This window comes from Polaribacter sp. Asnod6-C07, assembly GCF_045063625.1.
In the GTDB taxonomy this organism is placed as follows: domain Bacteria; phylum Bacteroidota; class Bacteroidia; order Flavobacteriales; family Flavobacteriaceae; genus Polaribacter; species Polaribacter vadi_A.
In genome coordinates this window covers 1,329,021-1,347,008 of sequence record NZ_JBEFOF010000005.1, presented here as the reverse complement: position 1 = coordinate 1,347,008, position 17,988 = coordinate 1,329,021, and the positions used below count along the sequence as shown (strand labels likewise).

Here is a 17,988-nt window from a genome sequence, read left to right as displayed (position 1 = left end):
ATCCGCAAAAATAAGTATATTTTTTTCTGTTTTATTGTGATTTACTAAATTTTAGTTAACTAATTTTGCAAAAAATTTAAAAATTAAAATGGATTTTAATATCAAAGAAATAATAACTGCTTTTATGGTATTATTTGCGGTTATCGATATTATTGGAAACATACCAATAATCATAGATTTACGTAAAAAAGTTGGTCATATTCAATCTGAAAAAGCATCTTTAATTGCTGGTTTTATTATGATACTTTTTCTTTTTGTAGGGCAAAGTTTATTGGGTTTAATAGGTATAGATGTAAACTCTTTTGCTGTTGCTGGTGCTTTTGTACTATTTTTTATAGCTTTAGAAATGGTTTTAGGTATAACTTTATATAAAGATGATGATAGTAACCCTTCTTTAACAGCTACTGTTTTTCCTTTAGCTTTCCCTCTAATTGCAGGGCCAGGTAGTTTAACAACTTTATTATCTTTAAGAGCAGAATTTGCTATAGAAAATATTATTATTGCTGTGCTTTTAAACATTATTTTTCTTTATATTGTTTTAAAAACCTCAACAAAAATAGAGCGCTTGTTAGGTGCAGCTGGTATTCAAATTATTCGTAAAGTTTTTGGAGTAATTTTACTAGCAATTTCTGTAAAATTATTTGCTCAGAATATTAAAATGTTATTTATATAATATGATTTATGATTGTTTAATTATTGGTGGTGGTGTTTCTGGAATGCAGTGTGCTCTAGTTTTAGGTTCTGCTAAAAACAAACCTTTTGCTGCCAATAAAAACATCGGAATTATTTTACATCAAAGAGCGTCTCATTTAGAGAATGCTCTTTTTAATAACGTTTTAGGTTTATCAGCAAAAACATTAGGTAAAGATATTTTAACTAATGGTAAAACACAATTAAACAATTTGTATCCTCAAATAAATCAAATAGAAAATGAAAAAGTAATTTCTGTTGATAAAAATGATGATACTTATAGTATAACTACAAATAAAGATACTTATTACTCTAAAATTGTAGTACTAGCCTTAAACTATTCTAAACCATTTGCTATAGTTGGTTTAGATGAGTTTATTATACCTCATAAAAAAGCGAATGCTCAAAAAGACAGAGTTCAGTTAAAAAACAATGACCATTTTATAAAGAAAGGTTTGTATTGTTGTGGTACAATTGCTGGTCATAGAAGTCAATTTGCAATTGCAGCTGGTAGTGGAGCCTCTTTAGCTACAGATATTCTTACACTTTGGAACGATGGTAACCACACCAAAGTTCATGATAAAATATGATGGAAATCATATTTTAACCTTTACTTTATTTATAATTTTATAATCAGAAATCAAATAATTAAGAATTTGATAATTCTGGAAATATTTTATAAATTAAAAAAGGTTATAAGATGGACATCAAAAAAAACCCACGTAAAGAGCTAGAGAATTTTAGTAAAATTTTCTTCCAAATAGGTATTGTACTTTCATTGTTTATTATTTATGCATTTATGGAGCATAAAACATACGAAAAAACCTATGATGAACTAGGACAAGTAGTTATGGTTGAAGAAATGAAGGAAGATATTCCTATTGTACAAATTCAAAAACCAACACCTCCGCCTAAAAACATTCCGAAAGTTGTAGAAATTATTAAGATTATAGAAGATGATGAAAAAATAGAGGAAACAATTATAGAATCTACTGAAACAGATGAATCTGAATCTGTAGTGGTAATTGATACTGATGATATAGAAGAAGTTCATGAAGCTGAAGAAGTAATAGAAGATATACCTTTTATGCTTATAGAAGATGTACCTATTTACCCTGGATGTAAAGGTAATAACACTCAACTTAAAAAATGCTTTACGAAAGGAGTTACAAAACACTTTAGTAAAAAGTTTGATGTAAATTTAGCTACAGAGTTAGGTTTAAGTAAAGGAAAAAAACGTTTATATGTTCTTTTTACTATTGGTAATGATGGTAAAATAGTAAATGTAAAAACTAGAGGACCTCATCCTGTTTTAGAAAAAGAGGTTACAGAAATTATAAATGCTTTACCAAAAATGACACCTGGTAAACAAAGAGGAGTGCCTGTAAGAGTTAGTTTTAGTATTCCTATTACTTTTGAAGTTAGATAGTATAAAGTTATAATTTTAACAAAATTTTATAATTTAAGAAAATTACCTATTGGGTAACTCTAACTTCTAAAATATATTTGCTGTATAATTATCGTATTTAACAACACAAATGCTTTAATAAAAAAATTAAAATATTTTTACCCTATTTATAAGTATAAGAAGCTAAACTAACCCCCAAGTTTAGCTTTTTTTTATTTTTAAGTACTTCTATTATAAAAAATAAGAAAATTGCCTATTTGTTTATACTCTAATTTAAAATATATTTGATGTATAATTATTAAGATAACTTTTAAATTTCCCCCCAAATGAAAAAAGCTCAAGAAATTCCACAAAACAACGATAATAATATTATCGATTCTGTTACTACTACATTTAGTTTTATTGCTTTCTTATCAAGTTTATTTATGTTTTGTCAGCTGTTTATATAGTATAGAAGCTATATAAAGTACTGATTAAGATATTTGAATAAAAAAACCTTATTCAAAATAATTTACTTCTACTATTTAAGTGATTGTAAAAAAAAATTAAAACAAAACCCCTTGTAAAGTACCCCTAAAAAGTTTCTTATAAATATAACAAAACCCCTTGTAAGTACCCCTAATGTATTTATGAATGAATAGCTAAGCTTTCCCTAAAGTTTAGCTATTTTTTTTTAGTCATAAATTAATTTTTATCAAAATAAGAAAATTGCCTATTTGTTTATACTCTAATTTAAAATATATTTGATGTATAATTGTTAAGATAACTTTTAAATTTCCCCCCAAATGAAAAAAGCTCAAGAAATTCCACAAAACAACGATAATAATATTATCGATTCTGTTACCACTACATTTAGTTTTATTGCTTTCTTATCAAGTTTATTTATGTTTTGTCAGCTGTTTATATAGTATATAAACTATAAAAATTACTGCTTAATATAATTGAATAAAAAACCTTATTCAAAAAATTTACTTCTACTATTTAAGTGATTGTAAAAAAAATTAAAACAAAACCCCTTATAAAGTACCCCTAAAAAGTTTCTTATAAATATAACAATACCCCTTATAAGTACCCCTAATGTATTTATAAATGAATAGCTAAGCTTTCCCTAAAGTTTAGCTATTTTTTTTTAATCATAAATTAATTTTTATCAAAATAAGGAAATTGCCTATTCGTTTATAATCTAATTTAAAATATATTTGATGTATAATTATTAAGATAACTTTTAAATTTCCCCCAAATGAAAAAAGCTCAAGAAATTCCACAAAACAACGATAATAATATTATCGATTCTGTTACTACTACATTTAGTTTTATTGCATTTATTACAAGTTTATTTATTTTTATAGGTTCTTTTATCTAATCTTCTTTAGATTAAAAAAAGCTATAAAAATAAAGAAAAACTCCCCCCATTTTTTCTTTTTTAAACTTAAATATAAAATCTTATTGCATAAAAACTACTCAATTTAAAGCACAAATTTCATCAATTTAAATATTATTGACCCCTTATTAGTCCCCCAATTAATATATAAAAGCCAAACTTTACTAAAGTTTGGCTTTTACTTTTTTATAAATTGTATGTAATAAAAATTAGATTTGTTTAACGCAAAATTAATTTTGAGTAAAGGTCTAGTTTTCTGCTCTAATTGTTTCAATTAATTTATCAAAATCATTTGCTTTGTCAAAAAAAGCAAACGCACCGTATTTTAAACAAACTCTTTTTAAGTGTGTGTTTGTAGAAAAGACTAAAACTTTATTTTTTGCGTCTTTTTCTTTTAATAGCTTTAATAATTCTACTCCATTACCATCTGGTAAACTTAAATCGAGTATAATTAACTTAAAGTTTATGGTAGTTATTAAAGAAATTGCTTCTTTTAAATTGTCTATTAAATGAAGGTTTTCTATACCTACAATTTCTTTTGTAGCATTTACAATATTCTTACCTATAAGAGTATTATCTTCTACAATTAGTAAATTTTTTAGTTTAGATTTCAAAGTGTGTTTTTGAGTGTTTGGCTACTGCTAATTTAGTAAATAACCATAAGATTTACCATAAGCAAGATGCTTACTTATTGATAAAAATTAAATAACCTTAAGTCTTTTTATTCAAAAAAAATACTTCTTATAGAACTTATTTAAAACTTTACAATACTTCGTTTTAAAACACATTTAAGCCATTAAAAACCTAGAACTAACCTGTTTTGTTCTTTTAAAGATTTTGTTCTTTTATGGGTATAAAAATAGTAACTGTTGTACCCTCACCTATTTTAGATTCTATTTTAAATTCTCCTTTAATATTTTTAATTCTTTCTTTAACAGAAAATAGACCAAAACCAGATCCTTTTTCGTCTTTAGAATAGAAACCGTTTAAATTTTCTGTATTAAAACCTTTACCATTATCTTTTATTATAATATTTACACCTAAATTGGTTTTATTAAAATCTACACTAATTAATGTTGCTTGTGCATATTTTATAATGTTATTAAACAGTTCTTGTATACACCTATAGAGTAAAATAGATTGTACATCATCGAGTTCAATTTCTTCTATAGTATCGTTAACTTTATATTTTATTTTATGCTTAGACTCAATATTCTCTAACAACCAATACAAAGCTTCTATAATACCTAATTGATATAATACAGGTGGCGAAAGTTCTGACGTAATTTTACGGCTATTTACTAAAGCATCATTAATGTGATCGTAAACAAACTCTAAATCATTATCTATTAATTTTAAATCAGGCACCTTTCTAAGTTCCTTAATTTTCATATTAGAAATTACTAAAGATTGACTTAAATGATCGTGTATATTAGTTGCAATTTCTTTTTTCTGTTTTTCTTCTACTAGAGTAATTTCTGTTGTTAATTCTTGTAAAGATTCTTGGTATTTTTCTATTTTCTGTTTTGCTAAAACTTTTTCAGTAACATCTCTAGATGAGGTAAGAACAGCATCTATTTTATCGTCTAAATAAATAACAGAAACAGAGCATTCTAACCAAACAACATGTCCTTTTTTATGCATAGCCCTAGAGAAAAAAGTATCATTTGGTGTCTTTTTATTAATTCTATTTTCTAAGGTTGTTTTAAAATAATCTAAATCTTCTTCATGTATTATATTAAAACCAGGTGTTTCTATAAGATCAGATTGTTTATAACCTAATAAATTTTTAATTGATGGACTAATGTATTTAAAAGTACTGTCTAAATTATGAAGGCAAATAAGATCGTTAGAATTATCTGTTAATAAACGATACATTTTTTCTGCTTTAGCTATATTATTTCTAATTTTCTTTTGAGTTGTTACATCTTGAGCTGTACCATAACAACCTATTACTTTATTATTTTTATCTTTTATTACTTTTCCTCTAGTTATAATATGTTTTAGAGTGCCTGTTTTTGTATATACATCTAATTCTAACTTATATGGCTTTTCATCCTGGAAACATTTTGCAAGGGCTTCTTCCATTTTTAAAAAGCTTTCTTCTGTATAGAATGATTTTTGCTTATTAAAGTCTGGTGTTTCAGATGTAATAGGTAATTCAAAAATTTTATACAATTCCGTAGACCATTTCACCTTATCTGTTGCTGCTATGTATTCCCAATTACCTAAATGTGCTAATTCTTGTGCTTCTTTTAAAACTTTGTTTAATTCAATTAATTTTTCATTTTGTTCATCTAACTTAATTTGTTTTTCTTTTTGCTCTGTTATGTCTTGAAAAACTCCTATTAAACTAGTAACCTCTCCACCTTTATTGGTTAAAGGATAACCAATTGAGTTTACCCATAACTTTTCATTTTTTTTATTATGAAATCTTAATACAAGATCAAACTTTTTCTTTTCTGCAATACTCTCTTCTATAGCTTTAGATAAAATTTCTGCAGAACCATCAATATAAAAATCTACACACTCTTCATATGGAGGGACTTTACCAACAGGAAGCCCATGAATTTCAAATACTTGATTGGACCAACGTATTTCTTCTGATGGAAACTTAAGCTCCCAAGCACCAATTTTTGCCAAACTACCAGATTCATTTAAAAGGAATTCACTTCTTTCTACTTCTTTTAATGCAAGTTTAATTTCGTCTTTACTTCTTTTTAAATTATTTTCTATTAATTTTTGTTTGGTTACATCAGTCATTACTACCAATGCTCCTAAAATATTATTATTGGTATCTGAAAAACAAGTAGCATTACAAACAACAAATCTTGGTTCTTGGTTTTTTGCTTTTATAACAAGCTCACTATTCACAATTTTTTTTCCTCTAAATGCTTGTATTAATGGTATTTCTTCTGCTTCGATTAATGTTTCACAATCAATTTTATATAAACCATAGTTCTTTGCCCATTCTTCTTTTGGCACTTTTAGTATATCAATTCCATGCCATTGTTTTGCAGTTTTATTAAATAAAACTAATTCGCCTTTAGCATTACAAGCTACAATTCCTGCAGATTGATTTTCTGTAATAGCCGTAACAAACTCACTTTGTTTTTTTAATTCTTCTTGCGCTTTTTTAATCTCTGTAATATCTTCAATAATACTTAAAGCATATTCTTCATCTGTAATTTTTATAATTTGAGATGATGCTTTCCATGTTCTTATAGCGCCTGATTTTGTAATAAATTCGGTTACAAAATTAGTTATTTGTTTATTTTCTTTTAATTTATTGAAATATTTAGGGCGTTGATTTGGAGTTTGCCAAATATCACTAGCATCTATATCTCCACCTGTAAGCTCTGCTGATGTATAACCTGTAGCTTTTAAAGCTGTTTCGTTTGCATCTGTAATTTTATAATCTTTTAAGCGAGTAAGAGTAATTAAATTAGGGCTACTTTTAAAAATATTAAAGAACTTTTCTTCATTTTCTTTTAATTTAAGTTCTGTAATTTTCTTATCTGTAATATCTTGTAAAACACCTCTTCTACCAATAATTTTACTTGTATTTTTACAATAAATTGGTTGTACAACATTCCGTATCCAAACTGTTTTGTTTTTTAAATTAACTAAACTAAGCTCTAAGTCATAAGGTTTACCTTTAGACTTAAGTTTTACATTTGCTCTAATTAATTTCTTACGAGATTCTTTATCAAAGCTATTTATTATTTCTTCTGTTAATGGTAATGGTTCTCTTGGATCTGAACCGTAAATAACATGTATATAATCAGACCAAGTATAGTTCTTAGTTTCTATATTGTATTCCCAATAACCAATTTTAGCCATTTTACTAGCCTCACTTAAAGAATGTTCTTTTTCTTCTAAAAGCTTAATAGTATCTTCAATATTTTGATGGTCGAAAACTCTTTGTGTTACATCTCTACCAGAGGTAACAAAATAATTTATTTTACCTGCCTTATAAACAATAGATGTTAAAAATTCTAACCAAACATAATGCCCATCCTTGTGACAAAACCTGTAAGTAAATGTTGAATTATCAGTGTTGTTTTTAAAAAAAATTTGATCTATTTTTTGTTTAAAATCCTCAATATCATCTGGATGAACAATATCTAAAAATGTTTTACCTATAAAGTAAGAGTTTTCATAACCCAATATTCTTTTTAAAGAGGGGCTTATATATTTAAAAGTGCTATCAACTTCTTGTAAGCATACAATATCATTAGAATTATTAGCCAATAAGCCATACATTTCTTCTACTTTTTTTATACTGTCTGCAGCAGACTCATATTTTTGCTTGTAAGTTAATGGCTGAAAAAAGTCCTTTATTTTAAAAAAATTTTTAACCTGTAATTTTCGATCAAAATACCTTAAATAGAAGTAAAACGGAATACTATAGAAAAGTGCAAAAACTGCTTTAGAAATTAATCCTGAAATTAAAACAGATAATAAGTTATCTGATGCCCAAAAGACTAAAAGAGAAAAACTAATAGCATCAAAACATACAACCAGTAGCATTGTTATACATATTTGCAAGAATAGAAACCGTGTTTTTTTTGATATAAATTCGAATATTTTAATTATTATTAAAGAGTCTATAAACAACAATATTGTACCAACAAATAAAACCCAAGCACTAGTATCAAAAAGTTGAGTTGACACATTAAAGGGGTTGTGTGTGGTTTCTTTAAGGCTCCATCCAAATATTGGTAAGTAAACAGATATTAATATATTTACAATAAATAAAGCATAAATTATTTTTTTTGTTTCACTGGCACCTTCTTTAATGTAAATAATTAGCAAAGCAAAAAGGGTTGCAGTAAACAACACTGTAGAACCTGGTGAAACAATTAAATTGTTTGTAACAGAAACATAAACAGTGCTAGACAAAAACACTTGCATAAATTGGAATAGACCCAAACATGCAAATAGAACTCCTATACCTAATTTTCTTCGTAACCTAAATAATAAAAGTATTACAAAGGTTATTAAAGATGCTTGAAAAAATAAAATTCCTATTTGACTATAATTCATAATTTAAATAAAGAAAAAAATCTACTGAATTTTTAATGTCAATTTTTTCTAAAAATAGTAAGTATATTCTTAATTTTCATAAAAATTAACTGAAAAATAAATAAATAAATTTTAACTTTTAAGGTTTTGTTTAAATGTAATTGACTGTTTTTTAACAAAGTAGTAGACATTTCTTTTTCTGTATAAGAAAAGTTGTAGTTATTAGCTAATCTGTCTTAAAAAAAAATCCAGCTAATTTATAGCTGGATTTTCATTATTAATTAAAATAAAAACTTTTACTATTCTACAGTTACTGATTTTGCTAAATTTCTTGGTTGATCTACATTTTTATCTAACATAACAGCAATATGATAAGACAATAACTGAAGAGGAATTGTAGATAACAATGGCGTTAATGCCTCTTCTGTATCAGGTATTTCTATAGTATGGTCTGCAATCTCTTTAACTTGTGTATCTCCTTCTGTTACAATTGCAATAATTTTACCTGCTCTAGATTTAATTTCTTGAATATTACTAACCACTTTTTCATAATGCCCTCTGTTCGTTGCAATTACAAAAATTGGCATATTTTCATCAATCAAAGCAATTGGCCCATGTTTCATTTCTGCTGCAGGATAACCTTCTGCATGTATATAAGAAATCTCTTTTAACTTTAAAGCACCTTCTAAAGCAACAGGAAAGTTAAAGCCTCTACCTAAATATAAACAGTTTTTAGCGTCTTTATAAACAGCAGCAATACTCTTTACATGATCATCTATCTTTAACAATTCTTCTACCTGCTTAGGTATTAATTGCATTTTCTGAATATAATCTTTAAATGTATGATCTGCTAAAGATCCATTTGCTCTACCTAACTTTAAAGCAATTAGTGTTAAAACAGTAATTTGTGTTGTAAATGCTTTTGTAGATGCTACACCAATTTCTGGACCTGCATGTGTATATGCGCCTGAATGTGTTTCTCTTGCTATAGAAGAACCTACAACATTACAAACACCATAAACAAATGCTCCTTTAGATTTTGCTAATTTTATAGCAGCAAGTGTATCTGCAGTTTCACCTGATTGAGAAATAGCAATAACTATATCTTTATTTGTAATAATAGGATTTCTATATCTAAATTCTGATGCATATTCTACCTCAACTGGTATTCTAGCCATATCTTCAAATAGATACTCTGCAACTAAACCTGCATGCCAAGAAGTACCACAGGCAATAATTATTATTCTGTTCGCATTTAAAAAAGTATCAAGATTCTCTTCTATACTAGACATCTTAATCATATTCTTTTCAGCTAACATTCTTCCTCTAAAAGTATCAGTAATAGCTTTTGGCTGTTCATGAATTTCTTTTAACATAAAATGTTCAAAACCTCCTTTTTCAATTTGGTCTAAACTCATTTGTAGCTTTTGTACAATAGGGTCTACTAAAGAATCATCATTAATTTTATGAACTTTTACACTTTTACCAAGTTTAATAATAGCCATTTCTTCATCTTCTAAATAAATAGCATTCTTAGTATATTCTACAAAAGGTGATGCATCTGAAGCTACAAAAAACTCTTTTTTACCTTCTCCAACACCAATTGCAATTGGGCTTCCTAAACGTGCAACAATAATTTCGTCTGGGTTATTTTTATCAAAAACAGTAATAGCATATGCACCTACTACGTTTGTTAACGCTAATTGTACTGCTTTACCTAATTTGCAACCTTCTGTAACTTTAACTTCTTCTATAAGGTTTATTAAAACTTCTGTATCTGTATCACTCTTAAAAGTATATCCTCTAGATAGTAGTTCTTTTTTAATAGTATCATAATTTTCAATGATTCCATTATGAACAATAACTAAATTTTCTGAGTTTGATAAATGTGGATGAGAATTTACATCATTAGGAACTCCATGTGTAGCCCATCTTGTATGGCCCATACCTATGGTTCCTTTTTTTCTTTCTGTTTCTTTATCAGTAATTTCCTCTAAATCAGAAACTTTCCCTTTGGTTTTTGACAAATGCAATGTTTCATTGTCATAAATCATTACACCTGCACTATCATAACCTCTGTATTCTAGTCTTTTTAAACCATTTATTACAATTGGGTAGGCTTCTCTATAACCTATGTAAGCTGATATTCCACACATAAATAATTTTTTTGAGGGTAAGTTAATTATTTTTTTTCAGTATATGATATTTTTAAAACTGCTTTTTTATCCTCATTAGAGGTTGTATTATTAAAAAGTGTAACTGCTTTAGGATTCCAACTAAAATTATTAAAAATAGTATCTGTAGTTGACAATGGTAAATCTGTTGGATTATAAGCTTTTATTTTTAAAGTAGGATTATATGTTATTTCTCCATTTAAAATATCAGAAATATAATCTGTGATTCTAAAAGTATATTTTTCCTTTTTACCATCTGAATCTCTTTCTAATTCACCTTGAATACCTCCAAAAGAAGACTCACTAGTAGCATCTTTTATTTGACTAAACTTAGGGTTTGTTAGATCTTCATCACTTTTATACAAATATAGTCTTTCTGGTGTATTAATAGTATCTGCAGACTGATTAATATAAAAAGTTAATGAAGCGTCATTAATTAACCAATCTTTTTGACTTAATTCATCTATTTTAGCTTGATCAAATAAAGTAATATTAGCTTCACTACCTGCAGTACCTTGAATTATAATTTCATCATTTACAGGGTAGGTTTTATCTTCCATTTTAAAGGTATTAACTCTAAAACCAGATAAAGGATAACTATCATTTTTAGTGATAGTATCTAAAATTGTACTACCAGATTTTAATACAGTATTTGTATAATAAATCTCTAAAGAAGGTGATAAATCTGAACTTGCAGCATTAAAATCAAAAGAAATTAAAGAACCTTCTGTACCTGTAGCTTCTAGAATTAAACCTCTAAAAAAATCATTAAACAAAGCTTGAGAATCAAACTCTCCTGTATCATATTTATCTAAGAACAACTCTTTAATAACATCTTCATCTAAAGGTATTCTTGCAAAAGGAACAGGTAATGTACTTGCTGTAGAATTGTATATTTTTATAGTATCTTGGGTTGCAACACTATCATCAAACAACCTTCTTTTAACTACTAGCATAGTGTCTACAGGTATTAATTCTCCATCAACAGTTTCGTAATTAGGTTTAAATTGATAGTTTAATTCGCTATTTAATGCTGTTCCAGATTTTTCAAAAACATCATCAGAATAAAAACTATTAATTTTTGTAGGGTCTAAAGGGTTATAAAGGTTTAAGTAAGTATTAGATCTATAAACGTTAAACGTAAAAGCTTCTGATTGATCTCCAATAATTGAATCTAAATCGTAAGTTAAATCATCACTATCTAAAATAACTTGATAGGGTAATTTTAAAAATACAGTATCAATTTTTGTTACAACAGTTGTATCTGCACCATAAATATTTTCATCATCAATAACTTGTACTCCTGTTGTTATTGTAAGTTGAGATACAATTGAGGCTTCTAATTTTTCGTAATCTGAACTATTATATACACCTAATAAATATTGCCCCAGTTGTCTAGAAATGTTATCTGATTGAATTCTTTCTAAAGGACTATTTTCTGCAACAATATCTAATGTTTCAGAACTTGTGTTAAATTTTGTATTGTTAAGTACGTTAGAGTTTATGTTGGTAAAATCTTCTTCACAAGACACAATAGCAATTGATAAGCATACTAACACGCATACTGTAACACTTCTTCGTATAATTTTTCTCACTTTAAAACAATTTACTAAACTGATAAAACATCAGTATAAAAATTCAAATAAGATTCTTTTAAATTCTCTGCTTGATATTCTAAAACAGGCTTTTCTTTTTCTTCTATAAAAGAAGTTAATTCTTCATCAATAGTTTCACTACCGTGAATAATTGCATCAGAATTTTCGATGGCACTTTTTAAAATATTTATATGATTTGGTGTTTTTATTGTTGCAATCTTATCAGAATCATCAAAGTCGAATTTTACCTTTTCTGATAATTCTGAATTTAAGCTACCTTCAAAACCACTATTATACAAAGAAGTAACTATTTTACTCTCTGTAAACAAAGGCTCTTCTTTATAAAATTCTCTTAAATAAAGAGGTAGTAAAGAAGCCATCCAACCATGAATATGAATAATATCTGGTGCCCAGTTTAATTTTTTTACAGTTTCAACAACTCCTTTTGCAAAGAAAATTGCTCTCTCATCATTGTCAGAAAATAATTTATCATCTTCGTCTGTAAAAACCGCTTTTCTTTTAAAATACTCTTCATTATCAATAAAATAAACCTGCATTCTTTCTTTAGGAATAGAAGCTACTTTAATAATTAATGGCATATCTAAATCATTCACAACCAAGTTCATACCAGACAAACGAATTACTTCGTGCAACTGATGTCTTCTTTCGTTTATTACTCCATACCTAGGCATAAATATACGGGTTTGTACACCCTTAGAATGTGCGTTTTTAGCTGAGCTAAAAGCCGTAGAAGAAAGTTCTGTTTCTGGTAAATACGGAACAACTTCAGACGATACAAATAAAATTCTCTTGTCCTTCATTAAAATCAATCTCTTTTATAAGGATGCAAAAATACAAATTATTATGCAAATATGGTGTTAAAATGGTAAGTTTGCATACATTATATCCTTTTTACAATGAACGTTTTTAAAGAAAAGCAAGCCTTAAAAGTTTATTTATCAAAATTAAAAGCTCAAAATAAAACTGTTGGTTTTGTACCAACAATGGGGGCTTTACACGAAGGTCATTTATCGCTAATTAAAAAAGCAAAGAAAAAAAACGACCTAGTTGTTGTTAGCATTTTTGTGAACCCTACCCAGTTTGATAATCAAGAAGATTTAGTAAAATATCCTAAAACATTAGACAATGATGTAAAGCTATTAAATAGTGTTTTTTGCGATGTACTTTTTACCCCTTCAGTAAAAGAAATTTATAACGAAAACATTGTCTCTCAAAAATTTGATTTTGATGGTTTAGAACATCAAATGGAAGGTAAATTTAGAGATGGGCATTTTAATGGTGTAGGCACAATTGTAAAAACATTCTTCGAAATTGTAGAACCAGACAAAGCATATTTTGGACAAAAAGATTTTCAGCAGTTACAGATCATCAAAAAAATGGTGAAAAAAAATCGCATCAATATTAAAATTAAAGGCTGTAAAATTTTTAGAGAAAAAGATGGTTTAGCAATGAGTTCTAGAAATACCAGGCTTTCTAAAGAACACAGAGAAGCTGCTCCTTTTATTTACAAAACGCTTAAAAAAACCAGAAAAAAGTTTGGCACAGAAAATGCATCAATTATAACTGAATGGGTAGAAAATCAGTTTAAAAACCACCCTTTATTAAACTTAGAGTATTTTACAATTGCTGAAGAAAAAACATTAAAAACTATAAAAAACAAAGAATCTGGTAAAAAATACAGAGCTTTTATAGCAGTTTTTGCAGGCGATATTAGATTGATTGATAACATTCGTTTAAAAAATAATTAACCAAAAAAAGCTTATTTTTGCAGCATGTTAGTACAAGTAGTAAAATCAAAAATCCACCGTGTAAAAGTTACAGGTGCAGATTTAAATTATATAGGAAGCATTACCATTGATGAAGATTTAATGGATGCAGCCAACATTATAGAGGGAGAACGCGTTCAAATTGTTAACAATAATAATGGCGAACGTTTAGAAACTTATGCAATACCTGGTCCACGTAAAAGCGGAGAAATCACATTAAATGGTGCAGCTGCAAGAAGAGTTGCAGTTGGCGATGTTTTAATCTTAATTGTTTACGGTTTTATGGATTTTGAAGAAGCAAAAACATTTAAACCATCTTTAGTTTTTCCTAACGAAAAAGACAATACACTTACTTAATTTTGGACATCAAAAAAATTTTAAAAATTATAATTCCTCTCATTTTGGGAGGTTTTTTAGTTTGGTATTCGTTAACCATAGTTTCTCCAGAAGAACTGGCCAAATATTTTAAAGAAGCCAATTATTCCTGGATTGCTTTAGGCTTACTCTTTGGTATATTAAGTCATTTATCAAGAGCTTATAGATGGAAGTTTTTATTAGAACCTTTGGGCTACAAACCAAGTTTTTTAAACTCAACCTTAGCTGTTTTAGTTGCCTATTTAATGAACATTTTTTTACCAAGAGCAGGAGAAGTTACAAGAGCTGCTGTAATGACGAATTACGAAAACATTCCTTTCGAAAAAGGATTTGGAACCATTGTAGCAGAACGATTGGCAGATTTAATCATGATGCTAATCATAGTAGGTATTACACTTTTTATTCAGTTCGATTTTATTTGGGAACTGCTCACTAAAGATTTTAATCCAATAAAAACCATAGGAACTTTAGTTGTAGCCATCGCATTTTTTGTTGCTTTTATCATTTATATTAAAAAAGGAAAATCAAAATTTGCCCAAAAGGTAAAAGGTTTTTTCTTAGGTTTAAAAGATGGTGTGCTTAGCATTTTTAAAATGAAAAACAAATGGGCATTTATTATTCATACTGTTTTTATTTGGGTAATGTATGTAGCTATGTTTTGGGCAACAATTCCTGCTGTTAGCGGTTTAGAAGTTCCTTTTGGAGGCATTTTAATTGGCTTTATTGCTGGCGGATTTTCAATTGCAGCAACTAATGGTGGTGTAGGTTTATATCCTGTAGCTGTAGCTGGGGCTTTAGCACTTTTCGGAATTGATAAAGTTACTGGTAACGCTTTTGGATGGATTATGTGGACTGCACAAACTGCCATGGTAATTGTTTTTGGAGGTTTGGCTTTTTTACTTTTACCTGTTGTAAATAAAAACAAATAGCTTCGCGTAATTTTTATTAAAAATTTTATCTAGAAGTTGGGCGTTCCCTAAAGGTCGCGCTTTCACTACTCGCTTTTTTATTTTATCAAATAAAAAGAGCTCAAACAGGTCGTTCAATCGCTAACGCAACTATTTGCCAGCTAATAAAAAATCCGAAGAACTTTTTTTTTAATTTAAGAGCTAAAAACTTTTCAATATGCAACACCTTTCAGGTTTTAAAAACCTGAAGGGTCAACTATCTTTAATAAATTTCTAGAATAGCAAGTTGTAAAAAATAGATATTTATAATCTAACTTTACTTTGTAACTTTACGCCTTTCAAACTTTGCAACTCTAATAAAAATGGCCAAAACCAAAACAACTTTTTTCTGTCAGAACTGTGGAACTCAACATGCAAAATGGGTAGGACAATGTGGTGCCTGTAAAGAGTGGAATACCATTGTAGAAGAAGTAATTCAGAAAGAAGAAAAACGAGTTTGGAAACAATCTACCACAGCAAAACAATCGGTTAACAAACCTTTAAAAATTGCAGATATTGTTCTAAATCCTGAAGAACGAGTAATCACTAAAAACAACGAATTAGATACAGTTTTAGGTGGGGGTTTGGTAAAAGGTTCTGTAACTCTTTTAGGTGGTGAACCTGGTATTGGAAAATCGACATTATTATTACAAGTTGCTTTAAATATTGCACAAAAAGTATTGTATGTTTCTGGTGAAGAAAGTCAATCTCAAATAAAAATGAGAGCAGAACGTTTAGAAGCCAACAATTCTAATTGCTTAATTTTAACTGAAACTAGCACACAACAAATTTTTAAAAATATAGAAGAAACTGAACCAGATGTTTTGGTAATTGATTCCATACAAACATTACACACAAACTCTATAGAAGCTTCTCCTGGAACTATTTCTCAAATACGAGAAACCAGTGCTGAATTGATAAAATTTGCCAAAGAAACTGCAACTCCTGTTTTATTAATTGGGCACATAAACAAAGAAGGAAATATTGCTGGGCCAAAAATTTTAGAACACATGGTAGATGTTGTTTTACAATTTGAAGGCGATAGAAATCATACCTATAGAATTTTAAGAAGTCAGAAAAACAGATTTGGTTCTACCTCTGAATTAGGGATTTACGAAATGCTTTCTAATGGTTTAAGAGAAATATCAAATCCGTCAGAAATTTTAATTTCTAAAAAAGATGCAGATTTAAGTGGAACTGCAATTGCATCTACATTAGAAGGCATTAGACCTTTAATGATAGAAATACAAGCCTTAGTTTCTACAGCAGTTTATGGAACACCACAAAGATCTACTACTGGTTACAACCTAAAAAGATTAAATATGATTTTGGCAGTTCTTGAAAAAAGAGCTGGCTTTAAATTAGGTGCAAAAGATGTTTTTTTAAACATTACTGGAGGTATAAATGTAGATGATCCTGCAATAGATTTAGCTGTTGTTGCTGCTATTTTATCTAGCAATCAAGACATTGCTATTAACCCAAATGTATGCTTTGCTGCAGAAGTTGGTTTGGCTGGCGAAATTAGACCTGTTTCTAAAATAGATCAACGAATTTTAGAGGCAGAGAAATTGGGTTACAAAACAATTGTTACTTCTAAATACAATAAGATATCTTCTAAAAATCATTCTATAAGATTGGTTTTAGTTGGTAAAATAGAAGAGGCTTTCGCAACTTTATTTGCTTAAAATTAATTTTATTAATCAAAAAAAAAAGCTTCTCTAGGCTTTTTAAAACCCAAAGAAACTTAAAGTACTTTACTTTTAGATTATTACTAAATTCAATTAAAGGCTACTTGCTGGCAAATAAACTTAGCCCTGATTGTAGTGGCATCCTTTTTGTTTTTCACAAAAAGATATAACGAAAAGCAGGAAATAGCTTCTAAGAAAGCTTTTTTAAAGCATCAATAATTTCTTCTGGTTCAGAACGTGTTCTGTAATCTACATTCACATAATTCCATTTAACAATTCCGTCTGTACCTAATATAAACGTAGCCGGAATTGGTAATATACTTGCATTACCGTTATTAATTTTCTTTAAATCTAAATTGCGATCTACGCGCATATGTTCCATTAAAAACTCTGGCACTTCCCAAGCTACACCATATTCTGATGCTACTTTTGCATCTTGATCTGATAACACAATAAAATCCATTTCGTTAATTTCATTTGTTGTTAAAGAACCATCTGGCACCTCTGGACTAATAGCAACCAATGTAGCTCCTAAAGCATGAATTTCGCTTAACTTAGCTTGCAATGCTCTTAATTGTAAATTACAATAAGGACACCAACTTCCACGATAAAAGGTAACAACAAGTGGTCCTTTTTTTAACAAAGAAGATAAAGATATTGCTGTTCCTTTTGGATTTGGCAACTCAAAATCTGGTGCTTTTTCTCCTATTTTTAAAGCATCTTTTCCTTCTTGAAAAGATTTTGCTTTTTCAATAATATCATCAACACCTTTCATAAAGTTAGGGTTGTTTTTTCTTCCTGCTGCTATTTTTGCATCAGTATGTTCTTTTAATGTTTTCATTTAATTATATATTATTAAATCCACTAAGGTTAAAATCTGTTTTTTCTTTTTGTACTATATTTTATAATAGACGT

General features: G+C 28.1%; 16 protein-coding genes. 10 read left to right on the top strand and 6 right to left on the bottom strand.

The window, feature by feature from the left end:
• Positions 1-88 precede the first annotated feature (88 nt).
• From ACJJVK_RS05615 to ACJJVK_RS05590, 6 genes are all read left to right on the top strand, one after another.
• Complete coding sequence (locus ACJJVK_RS05615) at positions 89-673, top strand: MarC family protein (protein ID WP_215994563.1); 585 nt, start codon at positions 89-91, stop codon at positions 671-673.
• Between the two features lies 1 nt (position 674).
• Complete coding sequence (locus tag ACJJVK_RS05610) at positions 675-1,280, top strand: FAD-dependent oxidoreductase (RefSeq protein WP_405564048.1); 606 nt, start codon at positions 675-677, stop codon at positions 1,278-1,280.
• Between the two features lie 110 nt (positions 1,281-1,390).
• Entirely contained in the window at positions 1,391-2,119 is a 729-nt protein-coding gene (locus tag ACJJVK_RS05605) for an energy transducer TonB (protein ID WP_405564047.1), read from the top strand.
• A gap of 305 nt (positions 2,120-2,424) precedes the next feature.
• Positions 2,425-2,547: a hypothetical protein gene (locus tag ACJJVK_RS05600; RefSeq protein ID WP_405564046.1), complete on the top strand. Its 123-nt coding sequence runs from the start codon at positions 2,425-2,427 to the stop codon at positions 2,545-2,547.
• A 336-nt stretch (positions 2,548-2,883) separates the two neighbouring features.
• Positions 2,884-3,006 carry a hypothetical protein gene (locus tag ACJJVK_RS05595; protein WP_405564046.1) on the top strand — a complete coding sequence of 41 codons (123 nt, stop codon included), beginning with the start codon at positions 2,884-2,886 and terminating at the stop codon, positions 3,004-3,006.
• Positions 3,007-3,338: 332 nt separating this feature from the next.
• Complete coding sequence (locus ACJJVK_RS05590; RefSeq protein ID WP_289851795.1) at positions 3,339-3,461, top strand: hypothetical protein; 123 nt, start codon at positions 3,339-3,341, stop codon at positions 3,459-3,461.
• A gap of 266 nt (positions 3,462-3,727) precedes the next feature.
• Here the strand turns inward: ACJJVK_RS05590 and ACJJVK_RS05585 are convergent, their stop codons facing one another.
• The 5 genes from ACJJVK_RS05585 to ACJJVK_RS05565 all read right to left on the bottom strand — a co-directional run bounded on the left by ACJJVK_RS05585 (position 3,728) and on the right by ACJJVK_RS05565 (position 13,097).
• Positions 3,728-4,093: a response regulator gene (locus ACJJVK_RS05585; protein ID WP_215994560.1), complete on the bottom strand. Its 366-nt coding sequence runs from the start codon at positions 4,091-4,093 to the stop codon at positions 3,728-3,730.
• Positions 4,094-4,307: 214 nt separating this feature from the next.
• Positions 4,308-8,528: a PAS domain S-box protein gene (locus tag ACJJVK_RS05580; protein ID WP_405564043.1), complete on the bottom strand. Its 4,221-nt coding sequence runs from the start codon at positions 8,526-8,528 to the stop codon at positions 4,308-4,310.
• A 278-nt stretch (positions 8,529-8,806) separates the two neighbouring features.
• Positions 8,807-10,663: a glutamine--fructose-6-phosphate transaminase (isomerizing) gene (gene glmS / locus ACJJVK_RS05575; RefSeq protein WP_215994558.1), complete on the bottom strand. Its 1,857-nt coding sequence runs from the start codon at positions 10,661-10,663 to the stop codon at positions 8,807-8,809.
• A 26-nt stretch (positions 10,664-10,689) separates the two neighbouring features.
• Positions 10,690-12,276, bottom strand: coding sequence for a DUF4270 domain-containing protein (locus ACJJVK_RS05570; protein WP_405564041.1), 1,587 nt, complete (start codon positions 12,274-12,276; stop codon positions 10,690-10,692).
• 14 nt (positions 12,277-12,290) lie between these two features.
• Complete coding sequence (locus ACJJVK_RS05565; protein WP_215994556.1) at positions 12,291-13,097, bottom strand: glycogen/starch synthase; 807 nt, start codon at positions 13,095-13,097, stop codon at positions 12,291-12,293.
• A 96-nt stretch (positions 13,098-13,193) separates the two neighbouring features.
• Between ACJJVK_RS05565 and panC the strand changes: the two genes are divergently transcribed.
• From panC to radA, 4 genes are all read left to right on the top strand, one after another.
• On the top strand, positions 13,194-14,045 hold the full coding sequence (gene panC, locus ACJJVK_RS05560; protein ID WP_405564039.1) for a pantoate--beta-alanine ligase: 852 nt from the start codon (positions 13,194-13,196) through the stop codon (positions 14,043-14,045).
• 24 nt (positions 14,046-14,069) lie between these two features.
• On the top strand, positions 14,070-14,420 hold the full coding sequence (panD, locus tag ACJJVK_RS05555; protein ID WP_215994554.1) for an aspartate 1-decarboxylase: 351 nt from the start codon (positions 14,070-14,072) through the stop codon (positions 14,418-14,420).
• A 2-nt stretch (positions 14,421-14,422) separates the two neighbouring features.
• Positions 14,423-15,367: a YbhN family protein gene (locus ACJJVK_RS05550; protein ID WP_405564037.1), complete on the top strand. Its 945-nt coding sequence runs from the start codon at positions 14,423-14,425 to the stop codon at positions 15,365-15,367.
• Between the two features lie 341 nt (positions 15,368-15,708).
• Positions 15,709-17,070 carry a DNA repair protein RadA gene (gene radA, locus ACJJVK_RS05545; protein ID WP_405564036.1) on the top strand — a complete coding sequence of 454 codons (1,362 nt, stop codon included), beginning with the start codon at positions 15,709-15,711 and terminating at the stop codon, positions 17,068-17,070.
• 193 nt (positions 17,071-17,263) lie between these two features.
• On the opposite strand, the gene ACJJVK_RS05540 is transcribed toward radA, so the two are convergent.
• Positions 17,264-17,914, bottom strand: coding sequence for a peroxiredoxin-like family protein (locus tag ACJJVK_RS05540; protein ID WP_405564033.1), 651 nt, complete (start codon positions 17,912-17,914; stop codon positions 17,264-17,266).
• Positions 17,915-17,988 lie beyond the last annotated feature (74 nt).